The sequence below is a fragment of the Enterococcus sp. AZ015 genome, from assembly GCF_050499225.1.
Lineage (GTDB): Bacteria > Bacillota > Bacilli > Lactobacillales > Enterococcaceae > Enterococcus_D > Enterococcus_D entomosocium.
In genome coordinates this window covers 964109-984872 of record NZ_JBMHEX010000001.1, presented here as the reverse complement: position 1 = coordinate 984872, position 20764 = coordinate 964109, and the positions used below count along the sequence as shown (strand labels likewise).

Here is a 20764-nt window from a genome sequence, read left to right as displayed (position 1 = left end):
CTTTCTTGCCACATTTTTAGCTTCGATATTTTACTACAAGAACTTCATACTTTATTCAAACTCCCCTTTTATACTATGTACTAGGATGAGGTGACTTAGATGAAAACTATACATTTTGCGATTGCCAGCATTTTTTATCATAAAAAAGCCATGGTGCTTTATACGCTTGTATCCTTCTTTGCCGTGATTGGCTTGATCGTGACGTTTGCCTTGATCTATTCGATGGATCAAGTGATCGCTCAAACAAGAGATCTCTTGGCGACAGAAGATCTGCAAACGAAAGTAGCCGAAGAGATCCAACCAGTCACGACAATCTATCATCAACTGTTCTATTTGATTTTTAGTGCCTTTACACTGGTCTTTATTGGCTTTCAAGTTTACTATCAATTATATAAACGCTCGGAATACACAGCTTGGTTAGCAAGTGGCGCCACCACCAGACAATGGGTAGCGATGCAGATCATTGAAATGCTCTTGCCGCTCTTAGCAGCCGCTGTGATCGCCTTTGTCTTATTGCTACTCTTCCAGCCTTATTTCCAGCGGGAATTACTTAGTGGGCATATCATTGCCCTTGATCGAGAGCGTGCTTCTGATAACTTTTGGGAGGCTGTACAAAGTCTTCCTGGACAAGAATTCGCCATTACGATTCCGCAGAATAGTCAAATTCTGGTCCAAAATGTCGATTTGAACAGCACCACTTGGCTTGCTATTTTATTTGAAAGCACACGCCACACACTTGTCGTCTTACTTGCCGCTGTTACCAGTTTTACTGGTTTGATTGCCAGCGGACATAGTCTGTATTGGAGGAAAAAACAATGGAAAAACCAACTCAGCTAACGAAACCAATTGGTTTCTATTATGTTTCGAAAGACAATGAAACAAAAACTTCTGAATTAAGTTTGCTGCTTTCACAAAAAAAAGCCATCTTGATTCGTGCTCAATGGCCTTCCGTTCCCTTTTTATCCGTCATGGACAATGTATCTCTTGCAAATAAAAAAGGGGGCGATTTAGAGGGTGTTCTGCCTTATGTTCAGCTTCCCTTATCGGCTTTGAAAAAAGAGCGGACAGAATTAGGCCCCTTTGAGGAGATCAAAATTCAGCTGCTCTTAGCGTTACTTTCAGAAAGAGAAACCCTTTTAATCGAAAATGTCTTGAGCACGTTAACAACAGAAGAGGTCCAAATCCTGCTACCTTTGTGCCAAGAAATCGCCGAACAATTTGCTGTTGCCATCTATTTGATCCATGAAGACGAATGCTTTGCCCATACGCCCTATACCACTTATCTATAGTTTACATAGCCCTCATACAAAAAGGCTTGCTTGCAAAAGCAAGTCTTTTTGTTTGGGCTGCTGCCAATGAACCGCAAAAAAATCGACCGGCTAAGCGAATTGCTGCCGGTCGATTCCTTATTCTTCATTTAAGTCGATATCTGGAAAAGAGATTTTAAAGGTCGTGCCTTTGCCAAGTTCACTTTCTACACTGATCTTTCCTTTGTGCAGGCGTACGAGCTGTTCAACGATTGATAAGCCTAGACCTGATTCGCCAAATTGACGGTTTTTACGGGACGGATCGACTTTGTAGTAACGATCCCAAATATTTTTGACTTGTTCTTCAGACATACCGATCCCCGTATCACTGATTTCGATAATCGTTTCTAAATAGCCTTTTTCTATTCGGACCCGAATTTCTCCATCTTCCGTAAACTGGATCGCATTTTGTAAAATATTGACCATGATCTGGACGAAACGATCATAATCCGCGTAGACATCGATTGGCTCGGTTGTTTCTAAAATCAGCACATCTTTGGCAATTTCTGCCTTGCTCTCCAGTTGCGTCAACAGATTTTTGATGGTTTGCGTCGCATCAAATTTTTTGATGACCATCGAGATTTGATTGGTCCTGATTTTTTCGTAGTCAAGGTTTTCGTTGACTAATCGAATCAAGCGATTGGTTTCATTTTTCATCAAGCGGATCGCATTGTCTTTTTGATTCTCAGGAATTGCGTTGTACTCTAAGCCCTCCAATAAGCCATTGATGGTCGTCAACGGGGTACGCATCTCATGAGAAGCATCCGCCATAAATTGCCGACGACGTTCTTCTTGCCGTTCAATTTCTTCTTGGGATTCTTTTAAGGATTTCGTCATTAAATTAAAATCTTCGGCTAATTCATCAAATTCATCCCGATTATGCACCGGCAAGAAAATATCAAAATTGCCATTAGTAATTTCTTTGGTTGCTCGTTTCATTCGATTGATCCGTCTTACTTGGAACGTAGCGAAAAGGTAACTGATCAATAATGAGACAACGATCGAGATCAAACAAACTTTAAACAAGTTTTGATTAAAAGCACTGACAAGATTCAAAATACTGCTTGCCGATTGCGAAACCACCATTACACCGTAAAAATCCGTGCGATTGACAGAAAAAGGTATCAACACATAGGAAGTCAGTTCTTTTTCCCCGTATAAATTTGTGGCGGAAGTCAGTTGTAGACGCGCCCCATTTTCTAAGGATTGCCAGTCTTTTTCAGAGATCGGAAAATCAACAGCATGAGCGGTATCTAGTGGATAAATAATGTCATCAGGACTTTTAAAGAAAGCAAAGGAGATATCTTGGTTGCTCAAAATATTCTCAGCCAAACGCAAGGAATACTGTAGATAGCCATCCCGGGTCATATTTTGCTGTAAATATTCTGAATCACTGATTTGCGAAATCGTCGCGACCGACGAAGCATACCCCATTAACTGCTCATAATTCCGTTCTTGTAACGTTTGGCGTGTCATTTGAGTAAACGCAATACCAATCGTCATCAAGATCACGAAGATCACCACGAAAAATGCAATCAGCTGTTGATACAGGTAGCGCATTAAGCAGCACCCGCATCATCAAATTTGTACCCAACGCCCCAGACGGTTTGAATGATCTGTGGCCCCACTTTTTCAATTTTTTGTCTTAGTTTTTTGATGTGTGCATCAACGGTCCGTTCATCGCCAAAGTATTGGTAATCCCAAACCAGTTCTAACAGCTGTTCTCTCGAAAACACTTGTCGCGGTTTTTTCGCTAACGTATAAAGCAAATCAAATTCTTTCGGCGTCAACCCATCGATGGGTTTGCCATTTAAATAGGCTTCCCTTGTTTTTGTGTTCATTTTGAAATGATCGGTGACGATATCAAAGGTGGCATCGGAAGCTTCAGGTGTTGTTTTTTCAACCAATTCACTGCGGCGGTGTAATGCCTTGATCCGTGCAATCAAGGTCAATGGACTAAAGGGTTTCGTCACATAGTCGTCCGCCCCCATCTCTAACCCGATGACTTGGTCGCTTTCTGAATCACGGGCCGTCAACATAATAATAGGAACTGTACTAGAGATTTTACGAATTTCGCGCGCCACCATCATGCCGTCCATGGAAGGAAGATTCAAGTCAAGGGTAATCATATCCCACTTGTCTGGTTCAGCAGCAAAGGCCTCTAGTCCTTCTTTGCCATCGTATTTAAATACTGCTTCCCATCCTTCATTCAAGAAAAACATTTGCATCATTTCAGAAACAGATTCATTGTCTTCAATCATTAATATATTCATTTTCTTCACCTCTATGTTCTTTATCAAATCGTTGCAGATTTTCTTCGATCAGGCCAAAGATCGGCACGATGAACCAAGGGATCACGATCATTTCAACTAGAAAAAAATTGGTCCATTCTTGCCATTTCAAGACAAACCCAATGAGCGCCATGATTCCGCCAAAAAGCAGAAAGAATCGGGCAGATAGTTTTTGGGCCTGTCGCCAATTGCGTTCATTTTGTTTTGCTAGATAGGAACGGTATCCATAAATAAGGTTCATTTTTTTTGATGGAAAAAGAAAAAAAGTGAGACCAATCAAGAAAAAAATGCTGCCAATTACTAAAAAAATCATCGTTTCACTCCATTCTTCCTATAGTATACTCGAATTTCTTTCTTCTACCAACAACTTCACCGATTATTCATAAAGGTTTGCCTTTTTTTCAATCTTTGATAAGATTGTGAGTGGACTATGACTATAAACCTTAGGAGTAAGATACATGACCTACAAAGCATTAACTTTTTTTGATCTTGACGGTACACTTTTAGATGAGCACTCGCAAATCACTTCGGAAATTGCTGAGGCGATGGCGAGGTTGCGAAAAAACCAAGTACTGCCGATCATTGCAACAGGCAGAACCGAACCTGAAGTTACCGCTATTCGTGAAGCAGCTGGTATTACCTCGAACATCGTCATGAACGGTGCTTTTATCCGCATTGATGGCAAAGAAGTTTTTTCCGATACCCTTAAGCCTGAGCTTTGCGCAAGGATGTACCAAGCCGTCAAAGACAATGGCGATGAGCTGTGTTATTACAATGAGAAAGGCTATTGGGCGACTGGTCACACCGAGGAAATGGTTGGTGCATATAACTACGTCCGTAGCCCTCTACCAGAAATCGATCCTCTTCATTATGAAACTGATCGGACCAATATGTTGTTGGTTTTAGGTGTCGGCAACGATGCTTATTATCATGAGCGTTTTCCCGAACTAACTTTTTATCGTAATACGCCCTTTTCAATCGATGTCGTAAAATCCGGGACTTCTAAAGGGACTGGCGTAAAAACCTTGGTAGAATTATTGGGTCTAGAAGATGTACCTACCTTTGGCTTTGGTGACGGCAGCAACGATTTCGCCCTTTTAGAAGCTTGTGACCACAAGATTGCAATGGGAAATGGGATTCAAGAGTTAAAAGAGCTGGCAGACTTCGTGACCTTGAAAAATACCGAAGGCGGGATCGTACACGCCCTGAAACATTTTGACTTAATCTGATTCTTTGCACACGCACGAAAATATGGTATACTAGTGAATGGTAGCGATACCCCTTTTATCAAGGGGATGTTACGGATTCGACAGGCATAGTTGAGCCTGAATTGCGCTTCGTAGGTTACGTCTACGTTAAAACGTTACAGTTAAATATAACTGCTAAAAACGAAAACTCTTACGCTTTAGCTGCCTAAAAACAGTTAGCGTAGATCCTCTCGGCATCGCCCATGTGCTCGAGTAAGGGTCCTATTCTAAGTGGGATACGTTTTATCTTTCCGTCTGTAAGATAAAAAAGAGATCATCAGACTAGCGATACAGACTGCCTGTCACTCGGCAAGCTGTAAAGCGAATCTACAAATGAGTTGACTATGAGCGTAGATTTTTAGGTAGCAATATGTTTGGACGCGGGTTCGACTCCCGCCATCTCCATAAGCTTAAATCAATTAGATTTTCGTAGTTTTTCCTAAGTGTTCAAAGCCTTGATTTAAAGAGGTTTTTAACACTTTTTTTGTATTTTCAGTTCCACAATGTTTTTCGTAGTTTTTCATGTTTGGTAGTCAAATGGTGGTTAATTATCAGCTTTAAACCGATGTGCTATTCCTCGCTTTTCTTAGATTGTATTTCTTATACCGATTGAACCTACATTAATTGTTCAAGTGAAGTCAGATGCTTTTTTTAAGCAATCAATGCTCTTCAATGGTGTACCTTCTCACCAAATTGTATACGAATCTCTTGTTTGCGAGTTTTTCTTGGGCTGATTTTTTTACTCTATTTTTGATTTAAGGCTTTTTACTCCTTAGTATCTTTAGATACACTTTTTTCCACTCCTGTTTTGCGTTCTCAACGGCTTTCTTTGCTTCTACAATAGTTATTTTCCCTGCCTCATCGCATGAAATTTTTTGAAGATGTTTCTTTTCATCAAAGCTTGATGTAAGTTTCATAATCTGCTTGATCATCAGCAATCTATGATAGTTCGTTGCTGGCTTGATATGACTCTGCCTCAGTAAAAAAAGTGCTAATTAAATTGTTTTCGATTTCTCTACAATTTCCTTTACTCGTTCACAAAAACTATCTGGATTTATTCCAGGCTCCATTTTCTCAGCCTCATCAGGAAGTAAATCATTCAGATACAATGTAGCTTCCTTGTTTTCGGTATACATTTCCTCGTAGTGATCGACTAAATAATGTTCCAAATCTATGGAAAACATAAAAAAATTAATTTCTTCGGAAAGTCCTTTTTCAATAAAGTTGAAAAATTTATCCATTCATCACACCTCCTTGACTAAAGTTGATCAAAATATTACAAAGCGTTCTTTACCTTCTTCTTGAATCTTGTAAGGTCTTCGTAAAATTTAGCATGTTCCTTCTTCTCTTTATGATCCTCAGTATCAATTTTTCTTCCAATCAAACAATTAGTGATTTATGTTCCATTCCTCTGTCCACCATAATTTTATGTACAATAATAGTACTCAACCATTGATTTATGATTGAGTGCTAGTTATTTTCTATTAACTCGATTGATTTCAAATCTGATTCAGCATAGATTGCGGATCCAATTGATATTTCTTTTTCTCCAGAAACAGAGGTATACCCATCAGTTTTAACCGCTTATTTTCATTTGCATAGAATCTACCCGTCTGTTATGCCTCGCAGAAACGACACAACGCTTAGAATCGTACGTGATCAAATGATAATCGCCTTCCCTTCGTTCTTCCCATTTGATATGATGAAAGCATCAAACGAAGGACGTGATTAGATGAAACTAACCTTACTGGCTCCCTCTTTTTCTGTCATCCAAGTAAAGAGTATTGATCCTTCGATACTGAAGATTGTTCCTCTTTTTTTTGCCCATACGTCAGAAGAACTTTCTTTGGTGTTACCAACTGCAAACGTTCCAGCTGAAACGCTAAACAGAGAAGATGGATGGAAAGCGATGAAAATAATTGGTGTGCTGGATTTTAGCTTGATTGGCATTATTGCAAAAATCTCTTCCCTTCTAGCCGAGGAGTCAATCAGTATTTTTGCTGTTTCTACCTTCAATACTGATTATATTTTAATCAAGGAGCATCAGGTAGAACAAGCTCGTACTGTTTTAACCGCCAATGATTATTCTTTTGTCAATTGAGAAAAAACTTTTTCTTCCTTACTACAAGTTACTCTCGCTCGCTTTATGAAATACAAAAGAACGACTGAACCAAAGAAGTTCAGTCGTTCTTTTGTATTTCACTTGTCGTTGAAGAAAGATAAGAGTACTAGGTATCCCAAATAAAAGACTTCCCCAAGCTTTCATCTGCCCCAGTACTCTTCATTGCTCGTTGTTAAGATAATCATAATACAAAAATGATTTTTATTCAATAAATATGTCTATAAATTACATTAAATACTTTTTTATGACAATTTATAAGGTTTTCAATTCATTTCTAATAACATCTCTCCAATTTCTATTTATATTCTGAAGAGGTCCTTTAGCTTCGCTCCTAAGTGAATGACCTCTTAAAAAGAGACATTCTTGTTTCCTAAGTATTGAATTTGAGCGATTTTTGTCTTGTCAATCTCGCGTTCCCATGCTAACATGATTATGCAAACGTTAACATTAAAATGCACACGTGAACATTAGTTTGAGGAGGATTTTTAATGGCAAAAATTACAGATGTACAAACAGCGTATTATCGGATACCTCTTCCGGAAATCATGGAAGATGCGAAGCACGGCTTACACACCCACTTTGAAGTGCCTATCGTCAAGATCGTTACTGATGAGGGACGTGAAGGTGTGGGCTATACGTATACTGGTGGCTTCGGTGGCGAATCGATTGCCAAACTGATCGACAAAGAACTAAAAGCAATCCTCTTAGGGAAAGATCCAGCATGTGTGGAGGCCTTGTGGGATCAGATGAACTGGGGCATTCACTATGTTACCAGAGGCGGTTTAGCGAGTTTCGCCATTGCGGCTTGTGATATTGCCTTATGGGACTTACGCGCGAAAAAAGCACAAGAACCCCTCTACAAACTTTTAGGCGGCGCAAGTAACAAAGTCAAATGCTATGGTGGTGCGATCGATCTAAACTTTTCTCTTGAAAAACTCTTAGCCAATAATCAAAAATATTTAGACATGGGATTAAAAGCGGTCAAAATCAAATTGGGCCAAAAAACACTTGCCGAAGATATTGCTCGAATAAAAGCGGTCAGAGAATTGATTGGTCCCGATGTTGTCTTTATGGTGGATGCCAACATGAGCTGGTCTGTTGAAAAAGCGATCAAAGCCGCCAAACTGATGGCGCCTTATGACATTTTGTTCCTTGAAGAACCAACAATCCCCGAAGATTACGAAGGCTACGCTCGTATCGCTAAAGAAGGGCAAATTGCGGTCGCAGGCGGGGAAAACTTGCGCACCCCTATTGAGTTTGCTCATATGATCAAATATGGCAATGTCGATTTTCCACAACCCGACGCTTCCAATTGCGGTGGGATCACCGGCTGGTTGAAAATTGCTGCCTTAACACAAACAAGTAACTTATCTGTTTCTACACATGGCATGCAGGAATTACACGTCAGTCTACTGGCGGCGATGCCTAATGCTGGGTATCTTGAAATGCACAGTTTTCCAATCGATCAATACACCACGAGACCATTAGTGATCGATCCATCCGCTGGCCGTGCGATTGCACCAGAAGAACCAGGGATTGGTGTCATATTTGACTGGGAGAAACTTGCTCCTCATAAACAACCCTTTTAACTGAAAACCCACGATTATTTCCTTTAGGATTAGGAAATAATCGTGGGTTTTTATTACAGAATCAATGGCTTTTCTTCAAATGGAAGCCACCGTTCATCAATAAGGGAACGATACCAAGCGGCTGATTTTTTTAATGACCGGGTCCGTTCTTCATTTAACTCAATTCGGACGAGACCATAGCGGTTCTTAAATGCATTCATAGGTGAAACACAATCGGTAAATGCCCAAAGCATATAGCCTTCGCAGTTGGCGCCTTCCTCGACGGCTTTTAGCAGCCAGTAAAGATGTTCGGTAATAAACTGAATCCGATAATCATCTTGGACTTGACCTGTGGCATCCATATACTGTTCTTCATTTTCCCGCCCCATACCATTTTCAGTGATCAGCCATGGAATATTGCCATAATTTTCTTTAAGATAATTAGCCATATCGTACATGACCTTCGGATAGATTTCCCAGCCACGGGAGTTATTCATTTGTTTTCCTGGCAAATCAAATGTCTCATAAAACATTTCTGGATGAAATGGTGTATCCGAATGCCATTGATATCGTGGTGCCCGCACGCGTTTCGGGTAGTACTGATTGACACCTAAGAAATCCACCGTATGGGTGCGGATCGTTTCCAAATCTTCTTCTGTCGGATCAAAGTAGATGTCATAGGTTTGGCAAAGTGTGATAAGTTCCTCTGGATAATGACCTTTGACCATTGGATCAAAAAAGATCCGGTTGAAAAAGAGATCATACATTTTTTGCGCTTTTTGATCCTCCGGTGAGGAAGAGCGTGCGTAAACCATTTCTGGATTTAGCACACAACCGATGCGCCCCTCGTAGCCCTTTTCATGATAGACAGCCACCGCTTGGGCGGACGCCAATACTTTGTGATAGTTCCAAAGCATCCATTTTTTTGTGTTTTGCTCATGGGGCCAGCGGATCGCATCGAGATAGCAACGAGTCTGAATAACGATCGGCTCATTGAAGGTAAACCACTGTTTGACTCGATCACCGTAACGCTCGAAGGCGATTTCGGCATAACGGGTATATAGATCGACCACTTTCCGCGAGCTCCAGCCATCATAGGCATCCATCAAACTAGCTGGCAGTTCATAATGTTCCAAACAAAGCATCGGTTCGACGCCAGCCGCAAGCAATTGGTCGATAAGCTGATCGATATGAGCAGCATAGTCTTCGTCAACGATCAGCTGTTCATGGTCGGTAAAGAAGCGCGCCCAGTTGATCGATGTTCGGTAATGGGTCAAATGAACCTCCTGCATCAGTTCAACATCCTCTGAAAACTTTTCCATAAAATTCGTCGCAACAGCCGGCCCGTAGCCATTATGCCAGACAAAGCGTTCTTCTTTGTACCAGCGGTCGAGATACGAATCTTGCCCTTCTTTCTTTCCTTGCCAGCCTTCTGTCTGCCAAGCAGACGAAGCAGCCCCTAAAATAAATGTTTCAGGTATTTTTACCATTTTTTTAAAACTCCTTTATGCAACTTCATTGGTCGTACGATTCATTACCAAAACAAAAGGTAGATAGATCAAAATCGCCACGACAATACAGATCACTTGCGTGATCACAGCCCCGATATCCCCAGCAGTAGCTAGATAAGCATTGACGATCGGTGGCATCGGCCATGGGACCATTACCACCGCTTTAGCGGCAAAGCCTAGACTTGTCGCCACGTACCCAATCGTTCCTGTTACTAACGGTGTCAGGATAAAGGGAATCGCCAAAATGGGATTCAGCATAATTGGCATTCCGAAGATCACTGGCTCATTGATATTGAAAATCCCAGGTGCTAATGACAATTTAGTGATTTGGCGCATGTCCTCCCGCTTGCCGACGATCAAAATCGCAATCAGCAACCCAATCGTAACCCCAGAGCCGCCCATACTCATATACATATCCCAAAACGGCATCGTAATAATATTGGGTACTTCTTTTCCAGCTTCAAAAGCTTCCGTGTTGACAGCGATCGCTGCCAACAACAATGGTTCGCGAATGGGTTTGACCATCTGGTTCCCATGAATCCCGATGACCCAAAAGACTTGTGCGATAAACATCAACAACAAGATACCTGGTAATCCTTGGACGATCCCTTCCAGTGGTCGTTGGACGACATTGTAGATGATATCGTAAGCATACATCCCTGTGAGTGCTTTGATAGCAAAACCAGCGGTGGCGATGATGGTCACGGTGAAAATCGTTGGAAACAATGCCGAAAAACTTGCCGAAACATTCCCTGGAACACTATCAGGCATCATGATCTGCAGCCGTTTTTGTCTTCCTAACCACGCATAAAGCTCGATGGAAACGATCGCAACGAACATGCCTAAAAATAGACCTTTCGTGTCAGTATATTGCTTAGCCAGCACGTTTTCGGCAACCACCGTCGCATCTTCGTGCAAAAATTCAAAGATCATTGGATTAACAGAAAGATAAGACATCACGGCGATGATTCCTGGAAAGACCCCAGAAATCTTATTTAATTTTGCTAGCTCAATCCCAATCAGAAACACTGCATAGATCGTTAAGAAACTCAACGTCACATAACTGACCGCAGATGAGATCGGTTTTAAACTTTCTAAAAAGCGCAGTGCCTCGATTTGTGCCAATCCATTTTCAGCATCAAAAACCATTGCTGAAAACAATGTACCAAACGCTCCTGTAATGATTACTGGAATCAAAGCAGCAAAAGCATTTTTAATGACCATGATGTAGCGTAAATTGTTGATCCTATTGGCAAACTTTCCTAAAACGTCAGCGAGTCGATCCATAAATCCTTGCATAAAACTCCCTCCTATACCCCTATTCTTCAATTGTTAGAAAACGATTACATTACAAATGTAATTCATTTCCTGAAGAATGTAAACGCAGGAAAAGCCTTCAAAACAGGGTATGTAAAGCTCCAAGTTTACATACTTCGTTTTATCACTTATTATTATTTTGAGGTGAAGCAAATGGCGAACTACCATGACATCGCTGCCGATTTACGGAGCAAAATCAATCACGGGTTTTACGAAGAAGAGAAAAAATTGCCGAAGCAATCCGAACTGGCTGCGGATTATCAAACGAGCCGCGTGACGATTCAAAAAGCATTGAATATTTTACAAATGGAAGGCATTATTTACGGTAAAAAAGGCACGGGTACGTTTATCAGCGATTCCTATTCAACCTTCGATTACAACGCCAAGATCAATCGCGGGCTGACCAAGCGCCTTGGAGAAACAGGAAAGATCACCAGCAAGATCATTTCTTTTGCCATTCTTTTTCCCGATGAGAAAGAACAAGAAAAACTAAACATTCGCAGTGACCAGCAAATTTATGATATCGTTCGTTTGCGTCTATTTGACGATATACCCGTTGTTTTAGAATATACCATCATGCCGCTTCATGTCATTCCTGGCATTACCGAAGAAGTCTTAGCCTCTTCCGTCTATAGCTACATCACGAACCAACTCCACTCCTCGATTGGAACATCTGTCCGTCGTATCAAAGCGGATCGTGCAGACACCTACGACCAGCAATACTTAGCTTGTGCTGCCACCGATCCCATTTTAGAAGTGGAACAAACGGTTTACCTCGGCGATGGGACGCCTTTTGAATTTTCCCAATCACGGCACCGCTATGATATGGGGGATTTTATTGTTGTAAATAATTAATACGCTGCGTATCGATCCTCACTCAGAGGCACTCGATACGCAGCGTATTTTACTTAAAATACTGCTGATAGACTGTTTGACCAATTTCTCTTAGCCAACTGATCCCTCGGCCACTACCGGCTTTATCATAGGAAAATGCCGCAATGATGATCGTCGTTTCATTGGCTTGTAAATATGCTACATCGTGTTCGATGCGGTCAAGACGACCTGTCTTATTAAAAATGCGGCAAGAAGGCTGCGCAGTTTCAGCAAAATTCCCCGCTAATCCATCTTGAAATTGCTGCTGATTTAAAGGTGAAAATCCTAGTGCAGCTTCTTCTCGTTCCACACACCTTAGTAGCAGTTTGGCAGCCACCGAGGGTGTCAAGCGGTTCTCTTTGTCTTTGATCGGTCGCATCATATACCGTTCAAATTGGATCTCCGGCTCCTGAATCCATGCCTGAAGCGTGGGCAACCCTACTAAGTCCAATAGTACATTGGTCGCAGTATTATCAGATACGGCGATCATTGCCATGAGAAGTTCACTGATGGTCCAACCTTTCTTCTGAGGAAAAAGACGGATCACCCCAGCCCCCCCTGTCAGATCAACAGGGCTCACACAAATTACCTGTTGGGGATCGATCTTTTTTTCGATGATTTGTTCAAGATAATACGCGTACAAAACAAGCTTACTAATACTCGCTGCCGAAAACGACTTTTGACCCTGATAGTCAACAAGACATTCCGTTGGCGTACCGATCCATACCCCCATTTCCAACGTTGCCTGGTAGTTTTTTAGAATAGGATCAATTGCTACACGCAAGTCATCTTTTCCCATCAAATGCCCCTTTCCTTACGATCATGAAAAGAATGTTCATGAGTATTCCTGTGATTCATTCGGCTGGTTTTGCCAATAACGCGCCACAACTGCGAGTTCTGGTTCATAATTAGAGCCAGTGATTTTGGTTTTCATGACCCGTGACCCAGGTGTTCTTGAATGAATCATTTCGTCATCCCCCAAATATAGACCGACATGATGGACTTCGCCTTTTCCTTCTTCATAAGCAAACAACAGCAGATCCCCTGGTTGTGCCTGACTGTAAGGTACGATGTTTGCTTGTTGTGCTTGCTCGATCGTATCTCGGGGGATTAAAATACCATGAAGTCGATGCAGCGAATACATGAATCCAGAACAGTCAAAGCCACTGCCGCTAATGCCTGCCCAGACATAGGGCTGGTTTATAAATTGTTCTGCCAAGGCTATTATTTTTTCTGGGAGCTTTGCCCATGTGTCCGATAGGACGTGAGCAAAAGCTTTAGCGATCGTTGCTGGTCCATTAGGCGTAGCCACTTGATAGGAATCTGCGGTTTCCCCAACAAGTGGTAAAACTGTTCCAAAAGAAACAAGTCGTGTGGTCGAGTCAAAAACAAGCACGGCTTCTTTTGCAATCACACCAATCCTTCTTTTGGCTGTTGCATAGTCTGGTGACAATGGCTTCAATACCTCGTTCGGCAGATAACCCGGATACCCGAGTGGATGTTTATTGCTTATTTGATCCAAGACGATCACATGGGACCAACCATCCGTTTGGGCGATGACTTCTACAATCGTCCCATATAATACTTCGGAGTCCACTAAGCTTTCCTGATAAAGCCGCATCGTATCTTCATCAGTCAAAAAAGTGTGCAGTGCTTCTAAAGGAAATGCTTTGATTTTTGCTAGTACTTTGTTTTCTTTGGGTTCCTTCCATAAGAAGGAAGAGCCAGCCTGAACAATTTGTTTCATCTTTGCTCCTCTCATAACTGTTTATTCGTTGATTCCTAGTCCGATGCGTTCGGTGACGCTCAAGCTTCCTGGACGCTGAAGAATCCCTTGCATTTCAGGGGAAGTCGTTTGGGTCTCCCACATAAAAGGAACATCCAGATCATAAAATTGGACATCCGCCATCCCCAAGGCAAAATGGGCGGCTGCAGCCATTCCCCCATACCCTTCAATCATCGAACCGACCATCACCGGCATTTGATGCTCTTTTGCCAATTGATAAATTTTTTGTCCCTCTTTGATCCCGCCGCTTTTCATCAATTTAATGTTCATATAATCGCAGCAGTTTTCAGCAATCAAACGTTTGGCATCCTCATAGGAAAAAAGACTTTCGTCTGCCATGATCGGAATCGTCGTCCGAGCAGTCACATAGCTGAGTCCAGCAAAATCATTGGCTTTGACGGGTTGCTCAACAAACTCGATCGGAATGTCTTGCCATTGGTCTAAAATCTGCACCGCTTCTTCTTTGGTCCAGCCTTGATTGGCATCAATTCGAAAGGGGATCTTTCCTGCCAAGCGTTCATTGATGCAGCGAATTTTCGCAACCTCCTCTTCGATCACACCTACCCCTAGTTTGATTTTCAAGGAGCGAAATCCCGCCTGGACTTTCGCTTTGGCATCATGCAGCATCTGCTCCTGTGAACCAACACTGATCGTATAGTCGGTTGTCAGTGTATTGGCAGAACCACCTAAATAGCGGTAAAGAGGCAAGTTTGCCGCTTTTGCCAGTGCATCATGCAACGCGATATCAATCGCCGCTTTAGGGCTCGTATGATGCTGGATTAACGCATGAAGCTCATCCATTACCAGCAATTGGGCATCTACCTTTCTGCCTAACAGGAACGGGGCAAAGACAGTTTCGATATCTGTTAAAATACTTTCTTTTGTATCACCGGTGATCACTTCGGTAGGTGCTGCTTCTCCGATGCCAACGATCCCATTGTCAAAAGAAAGCAACACTCGAATCACTTCGACGGCGTGCACTTCTCTGAGCGCCGTTTTAAACGGTGCATTCAGCTGGATCGGAATTCGTTTGGTTTCAACTGCTGTGATTATCATTCATGTTCCCCCTAAAAAGAAAAGCCGTTCTTATCTAGCTGGAATGAATGATTCCTCTTCACTGCTAGATAAAGAACGGCTTTATTCCTTGTTCTCAAGTTGCTGAACGCTCGAATCGCGTTCTTCTTTTCTGCAGTACTGTTTGACTACGTCAGTCGGTAGATGTATGAAAAAATTGTTTTTTTACTTATTCTTCGACAAATACATTTTTATAATCATAGGCAGCACCGACACTATGAACGATAAGTCCTTTGATCTTTGATGACCGCAGATGTGCTTCTGCACTTTGGAAAAGCGGTATAACACCCAAATCTTCATTTAAGATTTTTTCTGCTTCCACCATATTTTCCCAACGGGCTTCTGGGTCGTTGGCATTTTCATTGGATGCTTGTTCGATCAATTGGTCGTAGTCATCATTTAGCCATTTCCCACGATTGTAGGAACTGTCTTTTTTGAACAATTCCAAAAAGTTGATTGGATCTGCATAGTCTCCGATCCAGTTGTTCATGACCATCTCAAAATCGCCGCTATTTGAACGATCCAAGCGCACAGAAAAAGGAACGTTTGTGACTTCGACAGTCAATCCATCCAATGTTTGCTGCAAGGTTCCTTGAATGTATTCCGCCATTTTTTTCGATTGGTCGGTATCTGAGGTCAGCAACTCGAAAGACAACGTATCGATCCCCAGCTCAGCTTTGGCCTTTTCCCAATACTCTTGGGCTTTTTCTTCGTCATAGTCTAACGTCGTTGCCGCATCCTTAACAAAGTCAGCTTTTGTCTCTGGATTGAAGGCTAGGTCAGAAGGAACAAAACCGACAGCCGGTAACGAGCCGTTGCCTAAAATATTGTCAACGATTTGTTGTCGATTCATACTATACGAAATGGCTTGCCGCAGATTCGTATTTCGAAAAGGCGAATCTTCTGGTGCTTGATTCATTTCTAAATACTGAGTGGTTGCACTAGGCTGAACAATGTAATCAGCATGGTTCACATTCTGCATCGCCAATTCACCGCTCAAGATAATGTCATCGGCTTGTCCGCTTTCGTACAAGTTATAAGCAGTCGATGAGTCTTTCACGACATCAAAATTAACTTTTTCAAGTTTAACTGAATCGGCATCCCAATAATCCGGATTTTTTTCCAATGACCACTGGATGTCGGTGCCTGGGCCTGCATAATTGGTCAATAGGAATGGTCCATTGTACGCCGCGTTTTCACTTGTTAAGGCGTATTGATCACCAAATTCCTCCACGACACGTTCATTTTGTGGGAAAAAGGTTGGAAAAGCCAGTAAAGATAAAAAGTAAGGCGTCGGTTTTTCTAACGTGATTGTCAATTCATGGTCATTGACTGCTTCGATTCCTAACTCGCTTTTATCCAGCGTGCCATCTGAAATAGCCGACGCATTTTTAATGGGTGCCAGCATATAGGCATAATTAGAAGCTGTAGCTGGATCAACCGTTCGCTGCCAACTGAAAACATAATCAGCCGCTGTAACTGGATCACCATTCGACCATTTTGCCTCTTCTCGCAGTGAAATGGTGTAGGTCAGCCCATCTTCACTAACTTCAGCGTCTTCACTTGCCCCAGCAATCATGGGAACATTTTTCTCATCCAAGCGATAAAGGCCTTCATAGGCATTGTTCAGAGTAATAAAGCTATAAGAGTCGGTGGCTAAAGAAATATCGGCACTGCCCATCTCTGCTGAAAATTGCACATTGATCACTTGCTCTGCGGAAGAAGCTGCTGATGAATCCGTCTCGTTTTCTTGATTGCCATTTTGACAAGCTGCTAAAAAAAAGCTGCTTAGTAACACAAGCGATACTGCATATTTGCTGCGTTTCCCCATTTCTACTCATCCCCTTCTAACATTCAGATAATTCAAAATATTCTGTTTGTTGTACCGAGTTTACCGCATGTTTATGCAGCCTGTCAATTTAACACGATCAAAAATGTAAGAGGTTACATAGTTGTGTCAGAAGTTCTCTTCTGAATGTAAAAATTAGAAAAGAGCGACTTTATGCTAAATATCGTTGAAAGGAGTAGTTCCAAGAAAGCATACAAAAAAGTTCTGATCTCCTAGCGATCAGAACTTTGGCTGCTCTCTTATACATCATTTCGAAGAAAAATGGATAAAAAAACTCCCACTATTTTCCTAACATTTCGCAAAAAAAAAGAAGACACAAATTTTGTCTTCATAGTGCTTTCTCAGAACCTTCCCACTTTTTCGGCTTTCACCTCAAGGAACAAAAGAAATCTCCTCAGAAAGTAAAATAAACGTATCTATTTTAAAATGAGAGTGGTACACTAAACAAACGAAGAGTACTGCACGTGAGAAAAGAAAGACTTCCCCAAGTATCCATTTTCTCCAATACTCTTCGGACTCTTCAGTACGTATATTAATTATACGTACTTTTTTCATTTGTTCAAGGCTTTTGAGGAATTTGATCAAAAAATGACTATCGATAAAAAGCTTACAAGATTCCATAGCTAATTGACAATCATTCTCAATTAGCGCTATACTAAACCAAATCGTCCCGAGTCAAAGGAGGAATTTCATGTATATCCGTACCGTCGCATTTGAAGTCATTCCAGAAGGCAAAGACATCTTTCTTGCTAAAATGAAAAAAGATACCGCCTCAATGAAAACATTTGCTGGCTGTCACTCTGCTGAAGCTTGGTTTTCAGAATCAAAAGACCGCCTCGTTTTCCAGTTGGTGTCAAAATGGACTGAGAAAAAAGCATTTCAAGCTTGGTTAAAACGCCCCGAACATATGCAAAAGCACCGAGAGGCGTATCGAGCAGAAAAGGAAGGAACTGCAAAACCGAGCCTTGTTTTGTCCAAAACAGGTCAAGAATTTGTCTTGATCGATGAAGAGCCTACTACTCCTATTTAATGAAAAGGACACCTCTCAAACGCTCAAAGATTGATCGAGCATTTTGAGAGGCGCTTTTTTCTTCTGTGCTTCTTGGCAATTCTACTCGACCGTTCGCTCGTTCAAGGTTCTTCCTTGCTGATCTTTTAATTGTAGCCAACCATTGGTGCCCCCATAGTAAAGAAACATTCCTACCTCGTTGACACTTTTTAATACAACGTCTTCAATCGTGTGTCCCTCTTTGATCGCCGCTTGGTTTTCTTGCCGAATTTTTTCCGCTAAACGAGCAGAAAAACCAACCGATCCGTCTTTATTCAAGGGAATCTCTTGACTCAAAATTGCGCCTTTTTCAATTCGAACCTCGTTGCGTTTTTGCCAATAGACCCTTGCTTTACTTCCTTGATAGTCAACCATGAAGGGTTCATCTTGTAATTCTTTTGACCATTTGTGTCTTGGTTTGCCCCCTTTTTTAGCCTCTTTTGTCGTCTTTTTGCTCGTAGATCCATAGCCAAGAAAATCGATAAAGCGATCAAATGGTTTTGCGCTAGCAGCAATGGTTTGCTGCAACTCTTGTGGGATGCCGATGGATGCTTTGGACCCACTAGTTAACTGATATTGCTCTTGATAATAGGCTGCTAAATAAGGAGCCATGATCTCCCAAGATGGTGTGAGGATCATCAAGCGGTCGTATTCTAGCTTGTCGTCAAAGGCTTTATCGTCTGCTACTGAGAAAATTTGGCCGTCTTTGATAAAAAATAGCACAGTATTTTCTTTGACTTGCGCTAGACTTCCCTTAACAATTTGCAGTTGGCCTGCTTCATTCGGCCATTCAAAAAGCAACTGCTGCTCCTCAACGATCGTCTTTTTTAGTTCCATCCTAATCCCTGCTTTCTGTTGTTTTCTCGCCTATTATAGCACTTCTTTTGCTAGATACCTGAGTTTAAGAATCAAAAAAGAGACTGCTTCTGAGAAACAGTCTCTTTTTAAGGGAATTAGTTTACATGCATGGTTTCATTTTATTTTGATTGGTTGATTACCAATGGATCAGCTAAAAAAGCACTCAACTAGCGCTGGTTGATAGATCTCATTGTATTTTGCAACTACTCGTCCGCAACGTTCTTCGATATCTTCATGATCGATCCCATCGTAGCGGATCACATTTAATACGACACACCGTTCCATTTTTCTGACCACTTCACCAATCACGCGGCTTTGTAAGCCGACTGGTTTACATTCATATGCTTTACCTAATACAATTGTTTCTGCTTCCATAATTCTCTCCTTAAAAACTCATTTTTCTAATTGTATTATCATATTATCATCTAATTTTAATTAAATAAAGTAATATGCCCGACATTTTTAAATAATAACTAAAAAAAGCGTTCATTATTCAATGAACGCCCCACTTAAAAACATTATGTTGTTTTATAGTTAAAATTAAAAAACAAGTACTTTATTGACGGCTTGCTACCAATAAAGCAGCAAATTCTTCCAGATATTTCTGATCGATCGCATCATAGCTGTTCGTTTTTCCACTATCGATATCCAGCACTCCAAGCAACTGATCATCAACCACCATGGGAACTACGATTTCAGACATCGCTGCTGAGTCACAAGAAATATAATTTTCATGTTCTTTGACATTGGGTACGATCAATGTGGTTTTTTTCTCTGCTGATTCCCCACAAACCCCTTTGCCTAATGTGATTCTGGTGCAAGAGACTCTTCCTTGGAATGGACCTAAAATCAGCTCGCCTTCTTCAAACAAATAATAGCCGGCAAACACTGTATCTTCCAATGTTTCATTCAGTAAAGCAGAAGAGTTGGCTAGGTTGGCGATCCAATTACTCTCCGCTTCTAGCAACCCTTTTAATTGTAGAAGCATCAATTCATACGCTTCGATTTTTTTATTCATTTTATCACCTCTGTCCTTGATTATAAGCAAAGACAGAGGATTTGTCTTGTCTAAATTATTGGGTATTGGAAACAAAAATTGTGAAAAAAGAAGTTGCCTGAAACAGTCTACTTGCCAACCTATGCAGCTATCGATTCTGATCGATTGGGTCAATCATTTGTTGAACCTACTCTGCATCAATCACAGTAAAACGAGTATTTTCATGTTGCACTGTTTCAATTTCATCAAGAATTGCTTTGGCTAACGTACCGCTGGAAGTTACTGATTTCTTTTGGTCGTTGAAAAGCAAGTGATCTTTGCCTAAAATCGCTGGTTTAGCTGGTCCCTCTTGAAATAGATTTCCTGGAGAAATCCCGACCCAATGAACATTTTTGACGGTTTCTAAAAAGAGATATTCATCTAACTGATTTTCTGGGATCGCGATCCAGCTTTCACTTCCTGAGGCTTTTTTCAATTCGGTAAGATTGCGTTCACCCGCTTCATTGAACAAGCTGCCAGCTCCTAAAATGAAGAACAAGCGCGTGTTCTTTTCTCGAAACAAATGAACCAATTTTGCTGCCAGATCCACATGCAAGTACGCTTGGTCAGGACTTGTCGCAAACGCATCGACCAACACATCAAATCCGTCGAGGTCTTCTTCTGTTAACGAAAAAGCATCTTTTTTAAGTGTTTTGACTGTATCACCAAATTGTTCTTTGGCTTTAACTTCATTTCTAACAATAGCAGTCACTTCATGTCCTCGCTGTACTGCTTCTTGATAAATAGCTGAACCTGCATTTCCTGTTGCGCCAATAACACCGATTTTCATGATAATCATCCTTCCTCATCTTTTGTTTGACTAAAATAGTTGTTACTAATCAAGTTACAACTAGAGTATAAAAGAAACTTTCTTTCC

At 41.3% G+C, this 20764-nt stretch carries 21 protein-coding genes and 1 other RNA gene; 8 read left to right on the top strand and 14 right to left on the bottom strand.

Annotated elements, in window-relative coordinates; translation table 11 throughout:
• Positions 1–99: 99 nt before the first annotated feature.
• Together IGK85_RS04510 and IGK85_RS04505 are read left to right on the top strand one after the other, a co-directional pair.
• Positions 100–837, top strand: coding sequence for a hypothetical protein (locus tag IGK85_RS04510; RefSeq protein WP_005237197.1), 738 nt, complete (start codon positions 100–102; stop codon positions 835–837).
• Complete coding sequence (locus IGK85_RS04505; protein WP_005237198.1) at positions 816–1289, top strand: hypothetical protein; 474 nt, start codon at positions 816–818, stop codon at positions 1287–1289. The genes IGK85_RS04510 and IGK85_RS04505 overlap by 22 nt, the downstream gene beginning before the upstream one ends.
• Positions 1290–1406: 117 nt before the next feature.
• On the opposite strand, the gene IGK85_RS04500 is transcribed toward IGK85_RS04505, so the two are convergent.
• The 3 genes from IGK85_RS04500 to IGK85_RS04490 are packed head-to-tail and all read right to left on the bottom strand — an operon-like array spanning position 1407 to position 3911.
• Positions 1407–2867: a sensor histidine kinase gene (locus IGK85_RS04500; protein ID WP_005237199.1), complete on the bottom strand. Its 1461-nt coding sequence runs from the start codon at positions 2865–2867 to the stop codon at positions 1407–1409.
• Entirely contained in the window at positions 2867–3580 is a 714-nt protein-coding gene (locus IGK85_RS04495) for a response regulator transcription factor (protein ID WP_005237200.1), read from the bottom strand. The genes IGK85_RS04500 and IGK85_RS04495 overlap by 1 nt, the downstream gene beginning before the upstream one ends.
• Positions 3561–3911 carry an SdpI family protein gene (locus IGK85_RS04490; protein WP_005237201.1) on the bottom strand — a complete coding sequence of 117 codons (351 nt, stop codon included), beginning with the start codon at positions 3909–3911 and terminating at the stop codon, positions 3561–3563. The genes IGK85_RS04495 and IGK85_RS04490 overlap by 20 nt, the downstream gene beginning before the upstream one ends.
• Before the next feature lie 145 nt (positions 3912–4056).
• On the opposite strand from IGK85_RS04490, the gene IGK85_RS04485 reads away from it, so the two are divergent.
• Together IGK85_RS04485 and ssrA are read left to right on the top strand one after the other, a co-directional pair.
• Entirely contained in the window at positions 4057–4827 is a 771-nt protein-coding gene (locus IGK85_RS04485; RefSeq protein WP_008377647.1) for a Cof-type HAD-IIB family hydrolase, read from the top strand.
• Between the two features lie 62 nt (positions 4828–4889).
• Positions 4890–5253: a transfer-messenger RNA gene (ssrA, locus tag IGK85_RS04480) on the top strand.
• Positions 5254–5840: 587 nt separating this feature from the next.
• Here ssrA and IGK85_RS04475 read toward each other — a convergent pair.
• A complete protein-coding gene (locus IGK85_RS04475; protein WP_008377645.1) occupies positions 5841–6086 on the bottom strand; it encodes a nitrogenase subunit molybdenum-iron protein alpha in 246 nt (81 codons plus the stop codon).
• A gap of 491 nt (positions 6087–6577) precedes the next feature.
• Here IGK85_RS04475 and IGK85_RS04470 point away from each other — a divergent pair, with 491 nt between their 5' ends.
• Together IGK85_RS04470 and IGK85_RS04465 are read left to right on the top strand one after the other, a co-directional pair.
• Positions 6578–6946: an ACT domain-containing protein gene (locus IGK85_RS04470; RefSeq protein ID WP_005237205.1), complete on the top strand. Its 369-nt coding sequence runs from the start codon at positions 6578–6580 to the stop codon at positions 6944–6946.
• A gap of 509 nt (positions 6947–7455) precedes the next feature.
• Positions 7456–8556 (top strand): mandelate racemase/muconate lactonizing enzyme family protein, encoded by a 1101-nt coding sequence (locus tag IGK85_RS04465; RefSeq protein WP_008377641.1) that lies wholly within the window; start codon positions 7456–7458, stop codon positions 8554–8556.
• Between the two features lie 53 nt (positions 8557–8609).
• On the opposite strand, the gene IGK85_RS04460 is transcribed toward IGK85_RS04465, so the two are convergent.
• Together IGK85_RS04460 and IGK85_RS04455 are read right to left on the bottom strand one after the other, a co-directional pair.
• Positions 8610–10025, bottom strand: a complete 1416-nt coding sequence (locus IGK85_RS04460; protein WP_008377640.1) for a glycoside hydrolase family 1 protein — start codon at positions 10023–10025, stop codon at positions 8610–8612.
• Positions 10026–10040: 15 nt separating this feature from the next.
• The gene (locus IGK85_RS04455; RefSeq protein WP_008377638.1) at positions 10041–11345 is read right to left on the bottom strand and encodes a PTS sugar transporter subunit IIC; all 1305 of its coding nucleotides are present in this window, start codon (positions 11343–11345) and stop codon (positions 10041–10043) included.
• 171 nt (positions 11346–11516) lie between these two features.
• Here IGK85_RS04455 and IGK85_RS04450 point away from each other — a divergent pair, with 171 nt between their 5' ends.
• Positions 11517–12218 carry a GntR family transcriptional regulator gene (locus IGK85_RS04450; protein WP_086338009.1) on the top strand — a complete coding sequence of 234 codons (702 nt, stop codon included), beginning with the start codon at positions 11517–11519 and terminating at the stop codon, positions 12216–12218.
• Between the two features lie 49 nt (positions 12219–12267).
• Here the strand turns inward: IGK85_RS04450 and IGK85_RS04445 are convergent, their stop codons facing one another.
• The 4 genes from IGK85_RS04445 to IGK85_RS04430 all read right to left on the bottom strand — a co-directional run bounded on the left by IGK85_RS04445 (position 12268) and on the right by IGK85_RS04430 (position 16927).
• A complete protein-coding gene (locus IGK85_RS04445; RefSeq protein WP_008377634.1) occupies positions 12268–13035 on the bottom strand; it encodes a serine hydrolase in 768 nt (255 codons plus the stop codon).
• Between the two features lie 36 nt (positions 13036–13071).
• On the bottom strand, positions 13072–13983 hold the full coding sequence (locus tag IGK85_RS04440; RefSeq protein ID WP_008377632.1) for a C40 family peptidase: 912 nt from the start codon (positions 13981–13983) through the stop codon (positions 13072–13074).
• 21 nt (positions 13984–14004) lie between these two features.
• The gene (locus tag IGK85_RS04435) at positions 14005–15078 is read right to left on the bottom strand and encodes a dipeptide epimerase (protein ID WP_008377630.1); all 1074 of its coding nucleotides are present in this window, start codon (positions 15076–15078) and stop codon (positions 14005–14007) included.
• Between the two features lie 187 nt (positions 15079–15265).
• Positions 15266–16927: a peptide ABC transporter substrate-binding protein gene (locus IGK85_RS04430; protein ID WP_008377628.1), complete on the bottom strand. Its 1662-nt coding sequence runs from the start codon at positions 16925–16927 to the stop codon at positions 15266–15268.
• A gap of 709 nt (positions 16928–17636) precedes the next feature.
• On the opposite strand from IGK85_RS04430, the gene IGK85_RS04425 reads away from it, so the two are divergent.
• Positions 17637–17975, top strand: coding sequence for an antibiotic biosynthesis monooxygenase family protein (locus IGK85_RS04425; protein WP_008377626.1), 339 nt, complete (start codon positions 17637–17639; stop codon positions 17973–17975).
• Positions 17976–18056: 81 nt separating this feature from the next.
• Here IGK85_RS04425 and IGK85_RS04420 read toward each other — a convergent pair whose 3' ends face one another.
• From IGK85_RS04420 to IGK85_RS04405, 4 genes are all read right to left on the bottom strand, one after another.
• Positions 18057–18830, bottom strand: a complete 774-nt coding sequence (locus IGK85_RS04420; RefSeq protein WP_086332132.1) for a hypothetical protein — start codon at positions 18828–18830, stop codon at positions 18057–18059.
• Positions 18831–18998: 168 nt separating this feature from the next.
• The gene (locus IGK85_RS04415; protein WP_005237217.1) at positions 18999–19226 is read right to left on the bottom strand and encodes a hypothetical protein; all 228 of its coding nucleotides are present in this window, start codon (positions 19224–19226) and stop codon (positions 18999–19001) included.
• Between the two features lie 181 nt (positions 19227–19407).
• A complete protein-coding gene (locus IGK85_RS04410; RefSeq protein ID WP_008377623.1) occupies positions 19408–19869 on the bottom strand; it encodes a GAF domain-containing protein in 462 nt (153 codons plus the stop codon).
• 166 nt (positions 19870–20035) lie between these two features.
• A complete protein-coding gene (locus IGK85_RS04405; protein WP_081487901.1) occupies positions 20036–20686 on the bottom strand; it encodes an NAD(P)-dependent oxidoreductase in 651 nt (216 codons plus the stop codon).
• Positions 20687–20764: the final 78 nt, after the last annotated feature.